At 60.2% G+C, this 18,467-nt stretch carries 18 protein-coding genes; 6 read left to right on the forward strand and 12 right to left on the reverse strand.

Annotated elements, in window-relative coordinates; translation table 11 throughout:
* Positions 1–251 precede the first annotated feature (251 nt).
* Both CQ007_RS02390 and CQ007_RS02395 read left to right on the forward strand, forming a co-directional pair.
* Entirely contained in the window at positions 252–1,208 is a 957-nt protein-coding gene (locus tag CQ007_RS02390; RefSeq protein ID WP_105643366.1) for a D-cysteine desulfhydrase family protein, read from the forward strand.
* Positions 1,209–1,286: 78 nt separating this feature from the next.
* Positions 1,287–1,631: a 4a-hydroxytetrahydrobiopterin dehydratase gene (locus CQ007_RS02395; RefSeq protein WP_105643298.1), complete on the forward strand. Its 345-nt coding sequence runs from the start codon at positions 1,287–1,289 to the stop codon at positions 1,629–1,631.
* A gap of 51 nt (positions 1,632–1,682) precedes the next feature.
* On the opposite strand, the gene arsH is transcribed toward CQ007_RS02395, so the two are convergent.
* From arsH to CQ007_RS02430, 7 genes are all read right to left on the reverse strand, one after another.
* Entirely contained in the window at positions 1,683–2,390 is a 708-nt protein-coding gene (gene arsH, locus CQ007_RS02400) for an arsenical resistance protein ArsH (protein WP_371919778.1), read from the reverse strand.
* An 11-nt stretch (positions 2,391–2,401) separates the two neighbouring features.
* Positions 2,402–3,463, reverse strand: a complete 1,062-nt coding sequence (arsB, locus tag CQ007_RS02405; protein ID WP_105643300.1) for an ACR3 family arsenite efflux transporter — start codon at positions 3,461–3,463, stop codon at positions 2,402–2,404.
* Positions 3,464–3,465: 2 nt separating this feature from the next.
* The gene (locus tag CQ007_RS02410) at positions 3,466–3,942 is read right to left on the reverse strand and encodes an arsenate reductase ArsC (protein WP_105643301.1); all 477 of its coding nucleotides are present in this window, start codon (positions 3,940–3,942) and stop codon (positions 3,466–3,468) included.
* Between the two features lie 19 nt (positions 3,943–3,961).
* A complete protein-coding gene (locus CQ007_RS02415; RefSeq protein ID WP_177424235.1) occupies positions 3,962–4,309 on the reverse strand; it encodes a metalloregulator ArsR/SmtB family transcription factor in 348 nt (115 codons plus the stop codon).
* Positions 4,310–4,593: 284 nt separating this feature from the next.
* Positions 4,594–5,145 (reverse strand): NADPH-dependent FMN reductase, encoded by a 552-nt coding sequence (locus CQ007_RS02420; protein WP_105643303.1) that lies wholly within the window; start codon positions 5,143–5,145, stop codon positions 4,594–4,596.
* Positions 5,146–5,257: 112 nt separating this feature from the next.
* Positions 5,258–6,442, reverse strand: coding sequence for a YbfB/YjiJ family MFS transporter (locus tag CQ007_RS02425; protein WP_105643304.1), 1,185 nt, complete (start codon positions 6,440–6,442; stop codon positions 5,258–5,260).
* Positions 6,443–6,463: 21 nt separating this feature from the next.
* On the reverse strand, positions 6,464–7,198 hold the full coding sequence (locus CQ007_RS02430; protein WP_218278809.1) for a GntR family transcriptional regulator: 735 nt from the start codon (positions 7,196–7,198) through the stop codon (positions 6,464–6,466).
* Positions 7,199–7,352: 154 nt separating this feature from the next.
* On the opposite strand from CQ007_RS02430, the gene CQ007_RS02435 reads away from it, so the two are divergent.
* Together CQ007_RS02435 and CQ007_RS02440 are read left to right on the forward strand one after the other, a co-directional pair.
* Positions 7,353–8,174 carry an amidohydrolase gene (locus CQ007_RS02435; RefSeq protein ID WP_105643306.1) on the forward strand — a complete coding sequence of 274 codons (822 nt, stop codon included), beginning with the start codon at positions 7,353–7,355 and terminating at the stop codon, positions 8,172–8,174.
* Between the two features lie 28 nt (positions 8,175–8,202).
* The gene (locus CQ007_RS02440; RefSeq protein ID WP_105643307.1) at positions 8,203–9,504 is read left to right on the forward strand and encodes an SLC13 family permease; all 1,302 of its coding nucleotides are present in this window, start codon (positions 8,203–8,205) and stop codon (positions 9,502–9,504) included.
* 42 nt (positions 9,505–9,546) lie between these two features.
* Here the strand turns inward: CQ007_RS02440 and CQ007_RS02445 are convergent, their stop codons facing one another.
* Complete coding sequence (locus tag CQ007_RS02445; RefSeq protein WP_158256706.1) at positions 9,547–11,577, reverse strand: carboxylesterase/lipase family protein; 2,031 nt, start codon at positions 11,575–11,577, stop codon at positions 9,547–9,549.
* 34 nt (positions 11,578–11,611) lie between these two features.
* Positions 11,612–13,603 carry a carboxylesterase/lipase family protein gene (locus CQ007_RS02450; RefSeq protein WP_105643309.1) on the reverse strand — a complete coding sequence of 664 codons (1,992 nt, stop codon included), beginning with the start codon at positions 13,601–13,603 and terminating at the stop codon, positions 11,612–11,614.
* 426 nt (positions 13,604–14,029) lie between these two features.
* Between CQ007_RS02450 and CQ007_RS02455 the strand changes: the two genes are divergently transcribed.
* On the forward strand, positions 14,030–14,563 hold the full coding sequence (locus CQ007_RS02455; protein ID WP_105643310.1) for a gluconokinase: 534 nt from the start codon (positions 14,030–14,032) through the stop codon (positions 14,561–14,563).
* 159 nt (positions 14,564–14,722) lie between these two features.
* Positions 14,723–15,496, forward strand: a complete 774-nt coding sequence (locus CQ007_RS02460; protein WP_105643311.1) for an enoyl-CoA hydratase — start codon at positions 14,723–14,725, stop codon at positions 15,494–15,496.
* A 166-nt stretch (positions 15,497–15,662) separates the two neighbouring features.
* On the opposite strand, the gene CQ007_RS02465 is transcribed toward CQ007_RS02460, so the two are convergent.
* The 3 genes from CQ007_RS02465 to CQ007_RS02475 form a co-directional block, all read right to left on the reverse strand.
* Positions 15,663–16,205 carry a peroxiredoxin gene (locus tag CQ007_RS02465; RefSeq protein WP_105643367.1) on the reverse strand — a complete coding sequence of 181 codons (543 nt, stop codon included), beginning with the start codon at positions 16,203–16,205 and terminating at the stop codon, positions 15,663–15,665.
* Between the two features lie 128 nt (positions 16,206–16,333).
* Positions 16,334–17,014 (reverse strand): spermidine synthase, encoded by a 681-nt coding sequence (locus CQ007_RS02470; protein ID WP_105643312.1) that lies wholly within the window; start codon positions 17,012–17,014, stop codon positions 16,334–16,336.
* A gap of 14 nt (positions 17,015–17,028) precedes the next feature.
* Positions 17,029–18,381, reverse strand: a complete 1,353-nt coding sequence (locus tag CQ007_RS02475) for an MFS transporter (protein WP_105643313.1) — start codon at positions 18,379–18,381, stop codon at positions 17,029–17,031.
* Between the last annotated feature and the right edge of the window lie 86 nt (positions 18,382–18,467).

An 18,467-nucleotide genomic window follows, 5' to 3' on the forward strand; every position in this document is an offset into this window, starting at 1 on the left:
AGGTTTGCCGAGACGGAATGTAAAGTGGTTGGTTTATCCTGATTGCTAGTCTGGATGGGTTTTAATTTTCCCTTTTCGTCTTTTAACCAATTTAAAAGGAGATTCTCTTCCGCCTATTTGAGATAGAGTTTTCAGCCTGGATGGCCTTCCTCAAGCCCCTGGTTTCCGCAGCACCACGGCGTGGGGGGATTGGGAAGAGTCAAGCTATACATGAGAGGGTGGTCCTCATCTCTGATCAATCGGTGACCCATATGTCGAAACCACAGAAAATTGAACTGGCAACCTGGCCCACTCCACTTGAGCCTGCGCCTCGGTTGGCAAAGGCCCTTGGCCTGGGTAGCGACGACCTCTGGATCAAGAGGGACGATCTGACAGGACTGGCTGGTGGCGGCAACAAGATCCGCAAGCTGGAATACACCTGTGCCGAAGCAGTAGCGCATGGGGCGCGGACTTTGGTAACAGTCGGTGCTGCCCAGAGTAACCATGCACGGCTGACCGCAGCGGCCGGCGCGCGCCTGGGTTTGGATGTGTTGCTGGTGCTGGCCGGTAACCCGCCTGCCGAATACACCGGCAATATCGCCCTCGACGGTTTGATCGGCGCGAAGATCATCTGGGCTGGCGATGTGGACGACCACACGCTGGAAGCACTGGCGCAGGAGCAGGTGAGGCGTCTGGAAAGTCAGGGGCCGCCCGCAGCACTGATCCCCTTCGGCGGCTCCAATGCCCTGGCTTGCTACGGTTATTGGGACTGTGGCGAAGAGTTAAAGGCACAGATCCCCGACCTGGCGCAGGTATTTACCGCCATTGGTTCTGGCGGGACCATGGCTGGATTGGTTCACTCCCTGGGCGCTGACCGGGTGCGGGGAGTGGATGCCGGTGCGGTGACGGACCCGGAGGTGCGTGTGCGCAACCTGCTGAGCGAGCTGACCCAGACGGCTTTTTGTGCACCCTTGAATATCCGCCTGGATCAGGTAGGGGCAGGCTATGGATACTTCACTGAACCGGTAAAGGAAGCGCTGAAACTGGTTGCCATGCACAGTGGTATCGTTCTGGACCCGATCTATACCGGCCGTGCTTTCGCCGGACTGATAGCCGCAGTGCGTGAAGGGTCGGCAAAACCGGGGGACAAGATAGTGTTTCTCCATTCAGGCGGCTTGCCGGGCTTCTTCGGTAGCCAGGATGCGCTGCGCTTTTCCGCTGGAGGCTGATTGTTTGCCAGCGTCCCGGGCGTTTTCTCCCATGCGAACTACCCTTGAGGGAGTCAAGGCACACTGTGGAGACAGAAGATGACCAAGCTGACCGAGCAGCATTGTGAGGCCTGCCGGGCGGGTGCGCCCAGGGTAACAGAGCAGGAGCGCAAGGAGCTGCAGCCGCAGATTCCCGACTGGCAGGTACGGGAAGAGGAGGGCGTGCAACAGCTGTGGCGGGAGTTCCGCTTCAAGGATTTTGCCGCCGCGCTGGCCTTTACCAATAGGGTGGCCGAGCTGGCCGAGTCCGAGGGCCATCATCCGGCCCTGCTGCTGGAGTATGGCAAGGTCGGGGTGGCTTGGTGGACGCACAAGATCGGTGGCTTGCACCGCAATGATTTCATCATGGCGGCGCGTACCGATCAGTTGACTCCGGCTGATTGATCTTCAGTGCACATCGGGGTGTAGCGCGCCTGCGCTACGCCTGACCACGCCTCAGATCGAGCGCTGATTGACCCGCTGTGACAGTTCCGCTGCTGACTCCTTGCGCTCGGAATAGCGATCAACCAGGTAATCGCCCTGCTCGCGCAGCAACAGAGTGAACTTGACCAGCTCCTCCATCACATCCACCATCCGGTCGTAATAGGGTGACGGCTTCATCCGTCCGTCTTCGTCGAATTCCAGATACGCCTTGGCCACTGAAGACTGGTTGGGGATGGTAAACATGCGCATCCAACGGCCCAGTACGCGCATCTGATTCAGCGCGTTGAAGGACTGCGAGCCACCGCTCACCTGCATCAGCGCCAGGGTCTTGCCTTGGGAAGGTCGGACTGCGCCCATGGCCAGCGGTACCCAGTCGATCTGCGACTTGAACACCCCGGTCATGGCGCCATGGCGCTCTGGCGAGCACCATACCTGACCTTCCGACCACTGCATCAAGTCGCGCAGTTCTCGAACTTTCGGGTGGTCGGCGTCAGCATCATCCGGTAATGGCAGGCCAGAGGGGTTGAATATTCGGGTTTCGGCACCGAAGTATTGCAGCAGTCTGGCGGCTTCCTGGCTCAGCAGACGGCTATAGGAGCGCTCTCGGGTTGAACCATAGAGTAACAGGATGCGCGGCGGGTGTTGTGTACCGGAATTGATGCCGAGCCGCTCTATGGTGGGTGGCTCGGCAATATCCTGCTGCAGATTAGGTAATGACATATCCTGCATGCTCACTCCTGGGCGACGGCGGTGGTGGTCTGTTCGAACCAGCGGCGCCTGAGCCACAGGGCCACGCCAACCAGCGAAATCAGCACCGGTACCTCCACCAGTGGGCCGATCACCGTGGCGAAGGCCACGGGTGAGGCGAGGCCGAAGGTAGCGATGGCAACTGCAATGGCCAGCTCGAAGTTATTACTGGCGGCGGTAAAGGCCAGTGCGGTGGTGCGCGGATAGTCGGCCTCCAGCACTTTGCCCATCCAGAAGCTGAAAAAGAACATCACCACAAAATAGATGGTCAATGGGATGGCAATACGTACCACGTCCAATGGCAGTTGCAGTACCACACCCCCCTTGAGGCTGAACATGGCAACGATGGTCAGCAGCAGCGCGACCAGTGTCAGTGGGCTGATACGCGGGATAAAGCGCTGCTCGAACCAGGTTTCGCCCTTGAGGCTGATCAGCCATTTACGGGTCAGATATCCGGCGAGAAAGGGTACGCCCAGATAGATCAGTACCGATTGGGTGATTTCGATAAAGCTCACGTCGATAATGCTGCCCTGCACGCCGACCAGTGGTGGCAACAGACCGAGAAAAATCCATGCGTACAGGCTGAAGAACAGAATCTGGAATACGCTGTTGAATGCCACCAGCCCGGCAACATACTGATTGCTGCCGCCGGCAATCTGGTTCCACACCAGCACCATGGCAATACAGCGGGCCAGACCAATGAGGATCAGGCCGGTCATGTACTCGGGATAATCGCGCAGAAAGATCACCGCCAGCGCAAACATCAGCACCGGGCCAATTACCCAGTTCTGCACCAGCGACAACATCAGGATGCGTTTGTCCTTGAATACCTGCGGTAGCTCTTCGTACTTCACCCTGGCCAGCGGCGGGTACATCATCACGATCAGGCCGATGGCGATGGGAATATTGGTCGAGCCCACCGACAGGCTGTTCAACCAACCGGGAAAGCCTGTAAACAGATTACCCAGCGCAATACCCACACCCATGGCCAGAAATATCCATAGAGTCAGATAGCGATCCAGAAAGGACAGACGGCTGTTGCTCATGCTCAATCTCCCAGGCCGCCGATAACGGCCAGCTCAGCCTTGAGCTGCTCCGGACTCAACTGCGTGAAGGGCAGGGCGAGGAAAGCTTTGACCCGTGCACGAATAATCGCCACGGTGTGATCGAAGGCGGCATCGATCTGTTCGCTGCTGCCATTCAGTTCGGACGGGTCGGCCAGTCCCCAGTGGGCCTTGGTCGCCGGACCGAAGAATACTGGGCAGGCTTCACCAGCGGCCTTGTCGCAGACGGTAATGACAAAGTCGGGAGTCAGTGTTTCGTGGGCGTCATTGGATTTGCTGTACAAGCCCTCGGTGGCAATACCGGTCCGCTCCAGCGTCTTCAGACTCAGTGGGTGAACCTTGCCGCTGGGAAAACTGCCAGCGCTGTAGGCCTTGAAGCCAGCAGGTGCCATGGCGTTGAACACGGCTTCCGAGAGAATGCTGCGGCAACTGTTGGCGGTGCAGAGAAAAAGCACTTTCATGGGCTGTTCCTTGTCATTGTCAGCAGCAGACAGCTGCGCGTTCCGGGCGGTCGCCCATCTGTTCCAGGCGTTTATGGTCGGCATCCAGCCAGTGGCGATTGGCATTCAGAGTGGTCTGAATGATCTCTACGACCCATTCCGGCAGGGCGGGGTGCAGGCGGTAATAGACCCACTGCCCCTGGCGCCGGTCTTCCAGCAAGCCGCAATTACGCAGTTGCGAGAGGTGGCGGGAGATTTTCGGCTGGCTTTCATCGAGCGCGCAGGTCAGTTCACATACGCACAGTTCGCCTTCCTCGGCGATCAGCAGCATGGTGCGTAGGCGGGTGTCGTCAGCCAGGCATTTGAAAACAGTGGTGGGAGACTGCATGGAATCGTTCACATTGAATATGGAAAGTCGAATATACGGATATCCATATGTCGTGTATATAACCGGAAGCAAGAATAGGAGCTTGGGGGCTCGGGGTACCATGGATTGCTTCACCCTGAAGGGTTCGCAATGACGCAGAAGGGAGTAGGTGTAACTCGGAAAGGGACTGTCCACCATGCGTCATTGCAGCCTCAGATAGGCCACAATCCATGGTGTAGGCAGGCTACGCCATGGATTGTGGCGCTTATCAGGTTCGCAATGACACAGGAGAAAACGGCGGTGTATCAGCCCTTGAGCTTCTCCACCAGGGTGACGAAGCGGTCCATGTAGTTCTGCAGGAAGTCGCGGCTGCGCGGGCCGATCTCCCCCTCGCTGGTGAGCAGGTCGGGGCTGAACTGGATATAGGCCTCACCACCCAGGACCACCGAGCCGAGCACGCCACCCAGGATCTGGCGTACGTGCTGTTGGGCCAGGGCCGCACCCATGGCGCCCGGCGAGGCGCCGGTGATGGCGACCGGCTTGTCGCGCCAGACGTTCTTGTCCATCGGCTTGGAGCCCCAGTCGATGGCGTTCTTCAGTACCGCTGGCAGGGAGCGGTTGTGCTCCGGGGTGACGATCAGCACGGCATCGGCGGCGCGGATTTCATCGGTGAAGCGGTTGACGTTGGCGGGACGCTCGGCTTCCAGCTCCTGGTGATACATCGGCAGGTCGTCGATCTGCGGATAGCTGACGGAAAAGTGCGCTGGCAGCAGCTTGGCCAGGGCCTGGGCCAGTTTGCGGTTGATGGATTCACGATTATTGCTGCCGACGACGATTGCGAGATGGACACTGCTCATGAATTTCTCTCCAGAAGATGGCATTGATAGGGAGCCTGTACTATGGCTGATGCGTCATTTTCAACCAAACAAAGCGATAGAAAAAGCGCGATTATTGCCTTGTTTTGATCGATTAATTCGATGTTTGTCGAGCAGGTTGAAAACGTCGGCTGAGCATCACGCACACCATGCCCAGCCCCAGCAGGCCTCCGCCCAGGGCAAACAGGGGCTGGTAGCTGCCAAGTACCGCATACAGGCCGGACATGGCGTAGCCCGACGCGGCCTGCATGACGGCAAAGACCGCGGTAGCGTACCCCCACAGGCGTTTGTGCTGGGCCGGCCCGCCGAGTTCGGCCAGGCGCCCGGAGGTCAGTGCAACCAGGCCGGGCACCATGGCGCCAACCATAAAGGACGATATGGAGTTACTGACCAGGCCAACGGCAAAGAACGGCAGCGCGATGGCCAGGGACTTGAGCAGATAGCCTATCGTCAGACTATGATGCCATCCGAGACGGTGGACCAGCACCCCGGCCAGCAACGGGCCGACAATGGCGCCTGCGCCGAAAATCGCCCACTGCAAGGCGGCAGCACTGGCACCCTGGGCTTGCTCGCGCGCCAGATAGTCGACCCAGAACACCGTATGCGGGATGAAGCCCGTTGCGTCCATGGCATAAGCCAGCATGACCAGCACTATCGTCATGCCCAGCACCGGCGGGGCATGACCTGTTGTGGTAGGGGGGACCGGCGCGGCAGCGGGCGGCAGGCGTACCAGTCCGTAGTTGCAGGCTACGCCGGCCAGTAGCGACAGGCTGCCCAACACCAGCCAACTCCACATCAGGTCGAACTCCACCAGCAGCGGCAGCAGCGTGGCTGACAGCAGGGCGCCCATGCCAACCCCGCAGAACACCAGCGGCCCGACCACTGCCCGGCGCTCGATGGGCGCGCGGGTCAGTGCCAGGGACGGACCGACCACCATGAGTATCGCCCCGGTTATGCCGGATAGCAGGCGCCAGACGAAGAACCAGGCAAAACTGGCGGGTGCGGCGCTACAGAGAAAGCTGAGGGTAATGACGATGAAGCATACGGCGAGTACCGCCCGCGGCCGGAAACGTTCGGATAGCCAGTGCGCTGATAACGCACCCAGCAGATAGCCGAGCAGATTGGCAGCACCCAGGTAGATTGCAGCGGTGGCGTCGAACCAGCCCTGCTGGATCAACACGGGAATCATGGGGGTATAGGCAAGGCGGGCGAGCCCCACGCCGGCAAGGGCGGCCATGCTACCGGTCAGCAGCAGGGGAATGTCGGAGCGCTGGATCATGGAAGGTTCACGAGCGCCCGTTCAACGTAGATCGATCTGATAACGAAAGCCTTCGGCAGCGCCCCGCGACAGGCGGTATTCGAGCGGCGTACTGTCATAACCCAGGGCGATACGCTCAATCGCCACCACTGGCTGGCCTGGGGCAATACCAAGGATATCCGCGGTATCCACATCGGCCGACTCGATGGTCAGGGTTTCCCGGGCGGAGGCGATCAGCTGGCCACACTGTTCCTCATAGAAGGGATAGAGCATGTTGGCGAACATGTTCGGCTCAATATCCAGCAAGGCAAAGAACCTGGCCCTGGGTAGCCAGATCTGCTCACGGAACAGACGGTCTTGCTGAATTATCCGTTCGCGCGTCAGATACACCGCGGCTTCGCCCTGTTCCAGGGCAAGCGCCTGTCTGACCCCTTCCGGTGGTAGCTCAAGCGACCGGGAGAGAATGCGACTCTGGGGCACGGGCTGGCTGCCGGAAGGATTCACCTGGCGGAAAAAGCGGAAAAACGACTCGGAGAACTGTGGTCTGCGCACGAAGGTGCCGCGGCCATGGCTGCGTTCCAGTACGCCCTGTTTGACCAGGGTATCCACGGCCTTTCTGACCGTGCCAATGGCTACACCATGGATCCTGGTCAGTTCCGTCTCGCTTGGAATAGCCGTGCCGGGTAACCATTCTCCGGCGGCAATCCTGGCCAGCATTTCGTCGCTTAGCTGTTGATACAACGGCAGGCGTTCGTCAGGTCTCATTCTCGCGGGCATGCACATATCCAGGTGAGCGAAGGTGCCATCTTACCACCAAGGTCGCAGGTGAAAAGATTTGACAGCTCGCAGCGTCACTAATATTGTCCTCTAGTCATATATATGAGTATATCTCTAGGCGAGCCCTGCGCCATAACAACACAAAGGTATTTCCATGAAGCCCACCCCGCTTGCAGTAACCGGGATTGATACCCATGCCCATATTTTTCGTCATGATCTGCCCATGGTGGCCGGCCGTCGCTACAGCCCTGCCTATGATGCGCTGGTGGAAGACTATCTGGCCCACCTGAAGGGCAGTGGCCTGTCCCATGGCGTGCTGATCCAGCCCAGCTTTCTTGGCACCGACAACAGTTTCATGCTCGAGGCGGTACGGTGTTATCCAGACCAGCTGCGTGCGGTGGTGGTGGTCGACCCGCAGATCAGCGATGCGGAGCTGGATAGGCTGGAGGCCTCGGGCACGGTCGGGGTACGATTGAACCTGGTTGGCCTGGCGCTGGAGGATTTTTCCCTGCCACGCTGGCAGCAGTTCTTCCAGAAGTTGGCCCGCCGCCGCTGGTCGGTTGAGATTCAGCGGGGCATGGAGGATATGGCGCTGATCGTCCCCGCCATTCTCGAATCCGGGGCGACGGTGGTGATCGATCATTTCGGCCTGCCCAAAGGGCAGATTGATCCAGGCAACGACAAGCATGGGCGCTTCCTCAGCCTGCTGGCCAATGAACAGGTCTGGATCAAGCTTTCCGCTACCTATCGCAACAACCTCACTCTTGAGCAGGCATCAGCCAGTCTCCAGGTTCTGGTCGATGCCTGCGGTGGTCATGATCGGTTCCTCTGGGGCAGCGATTGGCCGCATACCCAGTTCGAGGACCAGATCAACTACGTCTCGCAGTTTTCCATTATCGAGGCGCTGCTGCCGACGCCTGCGCACCGGACCCAGGTGCTGGTGAACAACCCCAGCAAGCTGTTCGGGTTCGTGTGATCAAACAAGTGCAAAAAGGTACTTCAGCATGACGAGTTTCATTGTGGTTGCGGCCATCGTTGCTGCCATCGCCCTGGGCTACAAGACCAGGATCAATATTGGCCTGTTCGCCATTGCATTTGCCTACATCATCGGCTGTTTCGTGATGGGCCTGAGCCCTTCCGAAGTCATCGAAATGTGGCCGCTGAAAATGTTCTTCATCATTTTCGCCGTGTGTCTGTTCTACAGCTTTGCCATCGTCAATGGCACGCTGGAGAAGCTGTCAGAGCACCTGCTTTACCGTTGTCGAAACGCGCCGCATCTGCTGCCTTACGCCATTTTCCTCACGGCTGCGCTGATTGCGGCAATGGGAGCGGGCTACTACACGGTACTGGCCTTCATGGCGCCGATTACCCTGATGCTGTGCGAGAAAACCCGCATGAGCCTCATTATCGGGGCCATGTCGGTCAACTACGGCGCGCTTGGCGGAGCCAACTTCGTATCCAGCCAGAGCGGGATCATCTTCCGCAGTTTGATGGTCAATTCGGGCATCACCGAAGAAGTTGCTTTCATAAACAGTTTCGGCATCTTTGCCAGCACCATGCTGATCCCGCTGGCGGTCATCACGGTGCTGGTATTTTTCACCGGTCACCGGAAAGCCATGCAGGGTGCGAGTCTTGCGGTCAGTCTGCCGACGCCGTTCAACCAGCAGCAGAGGACCACGCTGTGGCTGACCGTGGTGATGATGCTGCTGGTACTGCTGGCCCCCATCGCGCACCTGATCTTTCCAGACAGCACTACCGCCACCTTCATCAACAGCAAGATGGATATCGGTCTGATCGCCAGCGTCTTCTCGGTGATTGCGCTGCTGCTGAAGCTGGGGGATGAGCGCAAGGCCATGGCCACGGTACCCTGGAGCACCCTGGTCATGATCTGCGGTGTGGGGATGCTGATCTCCATTGCGATCAAGGCCGGAACCATCGATATGCTGGCAGCGTGGATAGGTACCAATATTCCGGCAGGCCTGGTGCCTGTGGCGTTTGGTATCGTCGCAGCACTGATGTCGATTTTCTCCAGCACGCTGGGTGTGGTGACGCCCGCCCTGTTTCCGATCGTGCCCTCCATTGCCGGTAATCTGGGTATCGATCCGATGATCATCTTCATCTGTATCGTCGCGGGTGCCCAGGCCACCTCCATTTCGCCGTTCTCCTCCGGTGGCAGCCTGATGCTCGGTGCCTGTCCCAGCGAGGAAGCACGTTCGGGGATGTTCTCGCAGCTGCTGTTCCGTGCTGCACCCATCGGTATCGTTGCCGCGCTGATCTTCAGTATCGTGTTGACGGTTTTCTTCTGATGGAAGAAGAGAGGGCAACCCTTGGGTTGCCCTCTTTCTGCCTTACCTGACCGCGTCGGCCAGTCCGGTTTCTATGGTCGTCTCGGTCTCCGGGCCGATCTCGACAAAGGTATCGTTGGACAGGGTGTAGGCCGGCCACTCCAGGTCGTTGGTGCTGGGGTTTCCGGTTTTGGCGAAGTTGGTCCACATCAGCATCATCTGCTGCACAACGGCGGCATCCTTCGAGCCCCACTCCATGGACGCATAGACGTCCGCCGTATCCCCCTGGCTGCCGGTGATACCGTTGCCATTCAGATCGCCAATCTGCGGTCGGCTACCCTCCGGGGTGGTTACCAGACCGAGCTGGAAGTTCTGCACCATGCCCTCGGGGTGGTTGAACAGGTAGGGAAGTTCACAGCCATGGCAGCTTTGCAGGCCCATCTCGGCCCAGCCATCGGGTACCCGGCTGAACCGGTAGATGTACTGGTCTGATTGATAGAAGTCCGAACGCTGTTCCAGCCAGACGGGCAGAGCCGCACGCAGGTCGGGATAGTCGCCTGATGTCACCCCCGCCATCAACGGGACATCGCTTGGCATGCCATCGAGGACATTCTGATGGTAGGTCTTGGGTTGGTAGTAATAATCCACATTCGGTCGGTAAGTCTGACGCGGAATGTTATGCGCCATATCCGCCTGGACGAAGGCCGTCCATGGCAGCGCGCGGGCTTCTTCCAGGCTGGTTACCCCAGCCCGGTCGAACAGGGCGCTGCCGATGGCTTCTGACACGGCCAGGGAATCGCCCGGTTCGCCAGTGGTATCCAGGGGGGACGCGCCACTTTGCACAATGGCCTTGTGGAACAGGCCCGCCGCCTGGGGAGAGTTCATCAGCGAGAAGGTTTTACCGCCACCCCCAGACTGCCCGAAGATAGTCACGTTGCCTGGATCGCCGCCGAATTCGGCGATGTTGTCCCTGACCCACTTCAACGCCATGACCAGATCCATCTGACCGTAGTTGCCGGAGCCACCATACTCGCTTTCAGCAGTCAGCAGCGGGTGGGCGATATAGCCGAAGGGCCCCAGGCGGTGGTTGACCGTGACCAGCACCACTCCGTTGCTGGTCAGGCTGTCGGGGTTGTTGTACTGCCTGGAATTGGCCGAGAGAATGGCGAAGGAACCACCATGGAACCAGACCATCACCGGCAGCCCATCGGCGTCCTTGGGCGCGGTGACATTGAGGTAGAGGGAATCCTCGCTCATGCCCCCTTCGTTGATGCCTTCCAGTGCCATGTCCTGTGCCGATTGGTCTGCCCAGGCAACGGCATCGCGGACACCTGACCAGGGCTCGGGCGGTTCCGGTTCGCGCCAGCGCAGCTCGCCCAGCGGCGGAGCGGCATAGGGAATGCCGAGAAACTGCCAGGTATCCTCGGTCGCTTCGAAGCCGCGCAGTTCCCCACCCGTGGTGTTGACCGTTACCCGCGGGCTGGTCGCGCGCTGGAAGTGTGCGAGCGCATCCGCGGCGGAGGTGATGGCACGAGGCCGGGGATCGGTATCGGAGAACGCCCCGGCGTCTTCCAGTGCCGTCACCAATGGCTGGAGGCTGGTGCGGAAATCAGCGGTTGGCTGGTCGAAGTCGATGTCGGGGGCATGCAAGGACACCTCGGCGCTGATGGCGCTGGTGAGCTGGATGCCATTATTCAGATCGCCATCGGCGTCGAGGGTCTGCAGCAGGATCAGCTTGTTGTTCACCCGCTGGTCCTGTGCCGAGCTGGCGCCGTCGGTGATGCTCAGCGGCGTCAGTATCTCCGCTCCCTCGGCGGCTCCCAGTTCCAGCGCGCCGATGGAGAAGCTGATGGTTTCCCCCTGGGTATAGTTGAATTGGCCATCCTCATCGGTACTGCCGCTGGCGGTGCGGCTGCCCTGGTAGTCCAGCCCTGACACGGCGCTGTCGACGAAGGTGCCGGTCAGGGTTCCGGGATCGGAGGATGAGGATGATGACGAGCCACCGAAGCAGCCTGCCAGCAGGACAGCCATCGAGGCCGGGATAACGCCTAGCAATGCAGCACCACGGCGGATGCTACTGCGCTGAGTACTCATGCGAACTCCTTTGATTATTGTTGTTTGAAGTACGTCATTCATCGGTAAATACATCCGAGATCCAGGTCTTGACCTCCGCTTCGGCGCCCATTTCGACATAGCGTTGGGCTTGCGCGTCGTACAGCGGGAATTCCAGTTCATCGGCAATGCTCGGATCACCCGTCCTGGCAAAGCTGCTCCACATGGTCATCATCCGCTCGATCACCGCATCGTCGGTTTCATCGAAACCGGCCGAGGCGAAGATATCCTCCGGATCACCCTGGGAACCACTGATGCCATTGCCATTCAGGTCGCCAATCTCCAGCGATTGGCCGGTGGCCGGGTCGATGACCAGGCCCAGCAGGTAGTGGGTGATGACGCTTTCCGGCATGTTGAACAGATAGGCCAGTTCCGCCGCGTGATAGGCGGTGACGCCGCGCGCTTTCCAGCCGGCGGGTTGCTGGCTGAAGTGCATGGCATACTGCGGCGCGGTATTCAGCTCGGCCATCCAGGGAAACACGTTGAGCACGGTGGCGATGGGCTCCTCGGTGTCATTGGTGGTGACCAGGAACATGAAGGGCACATCGTTCTGCCTGGCGCTTTCAAAGGCTTCCCGTTCGCTGTAGGGCTGGTAGTGGTTGTCGATGTTGGTGTAAGGCACCAGCGCCGCCCCGGCCTGCATCACTTCCAGCCAGCTGCGCTCGCGCATCTGCTCAAGGGAGTCGGCCTGCAGCCGCTGCTGCAGTTGCATGCCGATGGCTTCGGCAGCCTCCAGCGTGCGGGTATCGGGATGCAGTGTGCCGCTCTGGCTGATGGCCCGGTGGAACAGCCCGGCAGCCTGGGGTGAGGACATCAGTGACAGCACCTTGCGGCCACCGCCGGATTCGCCAAAGATGGTCACATTGCTCGGATCGCCGCCGAACGCCTCGATATTGTCCTGCACCCACTGTAGCGCCGCGACCAGATCCATCTGCCCGTAATTGCCGGAGCCTTCGTAGCCGCTTTCCGCGCTCAGTTCCGGGTGGGCTATGTAACCGAAAGGCCCGAGCCGGTGGTTGACCGAGACCTGGACGATGCCCTTGCTGGCCAGCGCACGCGGGTTGTTGAAGGGCTTGGTATTGCTGGTCAGCGAGGTAAAGCCGCCGCCATGGAACCAGACCATCACCGGCAGGCCATCGGCATCCTTGGGCGCGGTGACATTCAGATAGAGCGAGTCCTCACTCATGCCGCCTTCACCGAAGCGCTCCAGGCCGGGGTTCTGTGCGGCCTGGTCGCTCCAGGCAATGGCGTCCCGCACGCCAGTCCAGGGTTCAGCTTCCTGGGGCGCGCGCCATCTCAGATCACCCAATGGTGGCTGGGCATAGGGAATGCCGAGAAACTGCCAGGTGTTCTCATCCGCTTCGAAACCGCGCAGCTCGCCACCGGTGGTCTGTACCAGATGACGCACACTGGTTGCCCGCGTGAAATGCTCCACGGCGGCATCGGCAGACGTGACGGTGCGTGGTCGCGGATCGGTATCGGAAAACGCACCAGCCGCTTCCAGTGCTTCCAGCAAGGGTTCCAGGCTGGTACGGAAGGCACTGGGTGATTGGTCGAAATCGATTTGTGCCGCCTGCAGGGACACTTCATCGCGAATGGCGTCGGTCAGCTGGATACCATTGTTGAGGTTCCCGTCGGCGTCCAGGCTCTGCAGCAGGATGAGCTTGTTGGTCACCCGCTGATCCGTCGCTGAGGCTGCCCCTTCGGTAATACTCAGCGGTGTGAGCACCTCAGCACCATTGGCCGAGCCCAACGGCAGCTCGCCGATGGAGAAGCTGATGGTTTCCCCCTGCCGATACTGGAACTGACCCAGGTCGTCCGTGGTGCTGGCGGCGGTATCGGTACCCTGGTAATCGAGCCCCGACACGGCGCTGTCGATAAAAGTGCCGGTAAGCACCCTGGGTTTCGAGGAGGAAGAAGAGCCGCCGAAACAGCCGGCCAGCAGCAAGGGCACCAAGGAAACGGCCAATACAATCGAACGATTGCCTGGTCTGGTCATGCGATACATGAATTGAACTCCTGTTATTGTTGTTTTACGCCTTTCGGGCAGGTCCTTTGCGCCGCAGCGAGGTATCCGCTGCGGTTCGCTTCCATGGCATAACGAAAGGCCATAGCGTTCCAGGTCGGGAACGCAGGGCAGTATAGGCAGTGAATATCGAGACGTAACCCAAATTGGTTACGACTGGAGTCAATAGTTGGTATGGTGGCAAAATGGAATTTAGTTGGATAATTCGCTGTTTGTGAGTCATTTATGAAATATGTCTCTATTGATATAGAGCGCCTGATGCCGTTTAGGCCTGGCGGAATTGAATCAGCCTTGTTTTCCCTCTGCTGCCTGTAAAGTGACTGATCATTCACTGGCAGAATGACTGGTCATCAGTTGTTTTGGCTAGACTGACAGGGCCAATCATTCATGACGGTAGGAGTAACCTTCATGCAGCAGAGAATCACTGCATTGGTGGTCATGGGCGTGACGGCCTGCGGAAAAAGCACCATTGCCGAGGCCATTGCCCGGCGCGCCGGCGCTGTGCATATCGAGGGCGACCAGTTTCACGGTAGCGCGAATATCGAGAAGATGCGTTCCGGTCAGCCGCTGACCGACGAGGACCGGGCTGGCTGGCTTGCCCGTCTGGGTGAAGAACTCGCCGCTGCGGTGCGGGCTGGGCAACGCCCGGTACTGAGCTGTTCAGCGCTGAAGCGCCGGTATCGTGACCAACTGCGCGCTGCCGTGCCGGGGCTGGGCTTCGTGTTTCTGGATCTTGACCCGGATGAGGTGCGGCGACGGGTGTCCGCTCGCCAGGGGCACTTCATGTCGCTGGAGTTGGTCGATAGCCAGTTCGCCACGCTGGAGCGACCCTCCGATGAGCCGGCGGTACTGACCGTCGATGCCACCCTGCCGATTGCCGCGATCAGCCGCCAGGCCGTCGCCTGGTGGCGCGCCGAGGGTGGGCTGGACGACGCCGATTGAGCGAGGTCGGTGCTGCGTTCTTCCCTGCAGAATCCGGTCGCCATTCATCAATCCGATACAGCTGACACAGGGCCAGTGATTGGGTGGACTCGGGTATTGGCCGGCGTCTACTCTCGGTCCTTTACGGGTATTCACAAGAGTAGGAATCAGGAGCAACTGATGAGTGAAGTGACCACTGAGCTGAACGCTGGCGTGCTGACCATCAGCATCTCGCGTCCGGACAAGAAGAACGCGCTGACCAATGCGATGTATGGCGCGCTGGCCGATGCACTGGAGCGCACCGAGGCCGATGCCGATATCCGCGTTGCCCTGCTGCAGGCCGAGGGCGAGATATTCTCTGCCGGCAACGACCTGGGGGAGTTTGCCGCGCAATCGGTGGGCGAGGGGCCTGCGGTGCGGCATGTCGAGCGCTTTCTGCGCAACCTGGCCACCGCCAGCAAGCCGGTGATGGCGGCGGTGCAGGGCAAGGCGGTGGGCGTAGGCACCACCATGCTGCTGCATTGCGACTATGTCGTGCTGGCCGAGGACGCCCAACTGATCGCGCCCTTCATTGACCTGGCGCTGGTACCGGAAGCCAGCTCCAGCCTGCTGATGCCGCTGCGTATCGGCCATACGCGCGCCTTCGAGATGTTTGCCCTGTGTGAGCCGGTCTCAGCCAGCGACGCCCATGCCTGGGGCATCGCCAACAAGGTGGTCAGCCGCGCACAGTTGCACGTCGAAGCTCAGCGTATTGCCGGACTGATCGCGCAGAAACCGGCCGGCGCACTGGCCCTGGCCAAGGGGCTGATGCGCAATACCGAGCAGGTGCTGCAGCATATGGAGCGCGAGAGTCGGATCTTCTCCTCGCAGTTGCGCAGCGAAGAGGCCAGGGAAGCGTTCCGCGCCTTTGCCGAAAAACGCAAACCGGATTTCAGCCGGATTGGCAAGGGCTGATAACCCAGCCAGGCGTCCGCCGGGCAGTCCGGTGTCATGGATTGCTTCACCCTACGGGCTCGCAATGACGATGTGCGCCGCACCCCAGCCACCGCCTCGTCATTGCGAGTCGCGAAGCGGCGTGGCAATCCATGCAGCAGGCAATTCAGCGCCGGCGCTGTAACCGTTACTCCGTTTCCGCCCCGGCTTGCCGTGCCACACCCAGCTCACCCAGCGTCGCGGCCATGTCTTCTGCCGACGTGGCCGGTTTGATGTCGGTATCGATCTTCAGAACCCGTCCGTCCTTGCCGATGTACACCGTATGGCGCCGGGCAAAACCCAGCGGGTGTAGCACCCCGTAAGCACGGGCGACGGACTTGTCCTCGTCACTCAATAGAGGAAAGTCAGCCCCGACGGATTCAGCAAAACCGATATTCTTGTCCAGCGGATCGACACTGGCCATGAAGTAGGCCACGTCGTACTCACGGATCAGATGACCGTTTTCCGCCAGCGATTTGCATTCGATGGTGCAGCCGGAGGTATAGGCCTTGGGAAACCAGGCCAGCACCACGGCCTGCTTGCCACGGTAGTCAGCCAGGCTGTGGGTCTTACCATCGGAGCCGGGTAGAGCGAAGTCCGGTGCCGGTTCACCTACCTCCAGGGCATTGGCCGATGTGGTCATAGCTGCCAGCGATAGGCCCAGCAACAGGGATTTACAGTATTTGAACATGGCTTTCTCCAGCTCGGTGAGCGATGCCATTCGCAGCGCGGTGTGCTCAACAGTGTAGCAAGATCGCCATAGGGGTGAGGATCTCCTGTATGTCGGCAACATGCGCAGGTTTATGCTTTGCCAGTTGCCTATTTTCGCTCGCAGATCCAGATGGTATGCCGCGCGCCGCGATTGCCATGGGCGAACACCTGAACGTCCTCGGCCTTGAAGCCGGCCCTGGCAAGCCGGTTGGAGAATTGCCGGTCGGCACTGGCAGACCAGACTGCGAGAATTCCCTTGGGCCTCAGCGCCCGTGCGCAGGCGGCCAGGCCGTCGAGCGAATACAGCCAGTTGTTGGCGCTGTGGGTCAGGCCCTCGGGACCATTGTCCACATCCAGCATGATGGCGTCGTATCCCTTGGGCTGCCCCTGCAGCACCTTTGCCACATCCTCGTTCAGCACCGTGGCGCGGGTATCCTGCAAGGGATAACCGGCCTTGACACCAAGTGGTCCACGGTTCCACTCGATGACCCCGGGAACCAGTTCTGCCACCTGGACCTCGGCATCCGGGCCCAGATGCTGCAGCGCTGACGCCAGGGTAAAACCCATACCCAGACCGCCGATCAGCACCCGGGCGTTGGGCCGCGTGGCGATCTTGCCACAGGGAATGGCAGCCAGTGCGTCTTCGGAGCCATGCATGCGGGTGTTCATCAGCTGTCCACCCTTGCCGCTCTCCAGCTTGATGACGAAGTCCTCGCCGTATTCGAACAGGCACAGCGCGCCACCATCATTGGGGATGGGAGCGGTATCGAGCAGGACGAAGCGTTTCATGGTGATCTCGCGTATCAGCGGTTTATATCGACATTCCGAGTTTCCTTGCCGACCAGCAGGGCAATCAGGGTGATGGTGGCCATTGCCGCGAGATACACTCCGACCAGGAACGGGCTACCACCCCCGACGCTCCACAGCCAGACGGCAATGAACGGCGCCACGGCGGCGCCGAGAATCGAGGAGACGTTATAGGAAATGCCCGAGCCGGTGTAGCGCACATTGGTGGGGAACAGCTCCGGGAGCAGGGCGCCCATCGGGCCGAAGGTCATGCCCATCAGGCTGAAGCCGAGGATCAACCAGGCCATGACCCCCACAAAGCCCATCGACAACAGCGGCACCCACAGCAGACTGAACAGGATGATGCCCAGGGTGACCAGGATCAGCGTCTTGCGCCGTCCCAGCCGGTCCGCCCACAGCCCTGACAGCAGAGTGAAGATACCGAAGAAAACCACGCCGACAATCAGCATCAGCACGAAGTTGTTGTAGCTGTAACCCAGGCCTGCCAGTTGCCCAGGGCCGGGCTCTACCGGTGCGCGACCGTAACTCAAGGAGAAGGTGGTCATCAGATAGAACAGCACATAGGTGGCCAGCATGTAGAAGGTGCCGAGAATCAGCTCGCGCCAGTTCTTGCGCACCACCTCACCCAGCGGCAGCTTGACTACCTTGCCGGTGGACACCGCCTTGGAGAACGCGGTGCTTTCCACCAGGTTCAGGCGGATCCACAGGCCGATGATCACCATCACCGCGGAAAACAGGAAGGGAATGCGCCAGCCCCAGTCGAGGAAGGCCTCCGAAGGCCGCGAGGGATTGTCCGACGGCAGCGCGGCCGCGACGATGAGAAACAACCCGTTGGCGATGATGAAGCCCAGCGGCGCGCCCAACTGCGGGAAGGTGCCGAACAGGGCGCGTTTGCCCACCGGTGCGTTCTCGGTGGCCACCAGCGCTGCCCCCGACCACTCGCCGCCAATGGCAAAGCCCTGGGCGAGACGCAGGATGACCAGCATCAGCGGAGCCAACCAGCCGATGGCATGGTAGGTCGGCAGCAACCCGATCAGGAAGGTGGCGATACCCATGGTCAGCAGGGCGTAGATCAGGGTGGTCTTGCGTCCGACCTTGTCGCCGAGATGGCCGAAGAACACCGCGCCGAGCGGGCGTGCAATCATCGCTGCGCCGAAGATGGCAAAGGATGCCAGCAGTGCCACCGTCTCGTTGCCCGGCGGAAAGAACAGGTGCGGAAACACCAGAACGGCTGCCGTTGCGTATACATAGAAGTCATAGAACTCGATGGTCGTGCCGACCAGACTGGCAAACATGACACGGGAGCGGGAGTTGGCTGGAACTGGTACAGGGTCGATGGAGTGGGACATGGCCTGCCGATTCGAGAAATGGATGGGATGCCGCGCTGAGCCGCGGCCGGCGGGCTATTCTACGGAACGTGGAGACGGGACGCTAT

Origin of the sequence: Pseudomonas sp. MYb185, assembly GCF_002979975.1 — a bacterium.
Lineage (GTDB): Bacteria > Pseudomonadota > Gammaproteobacteria > Pseudomonadales > Pseudomonadaceae > Halopseudomonas.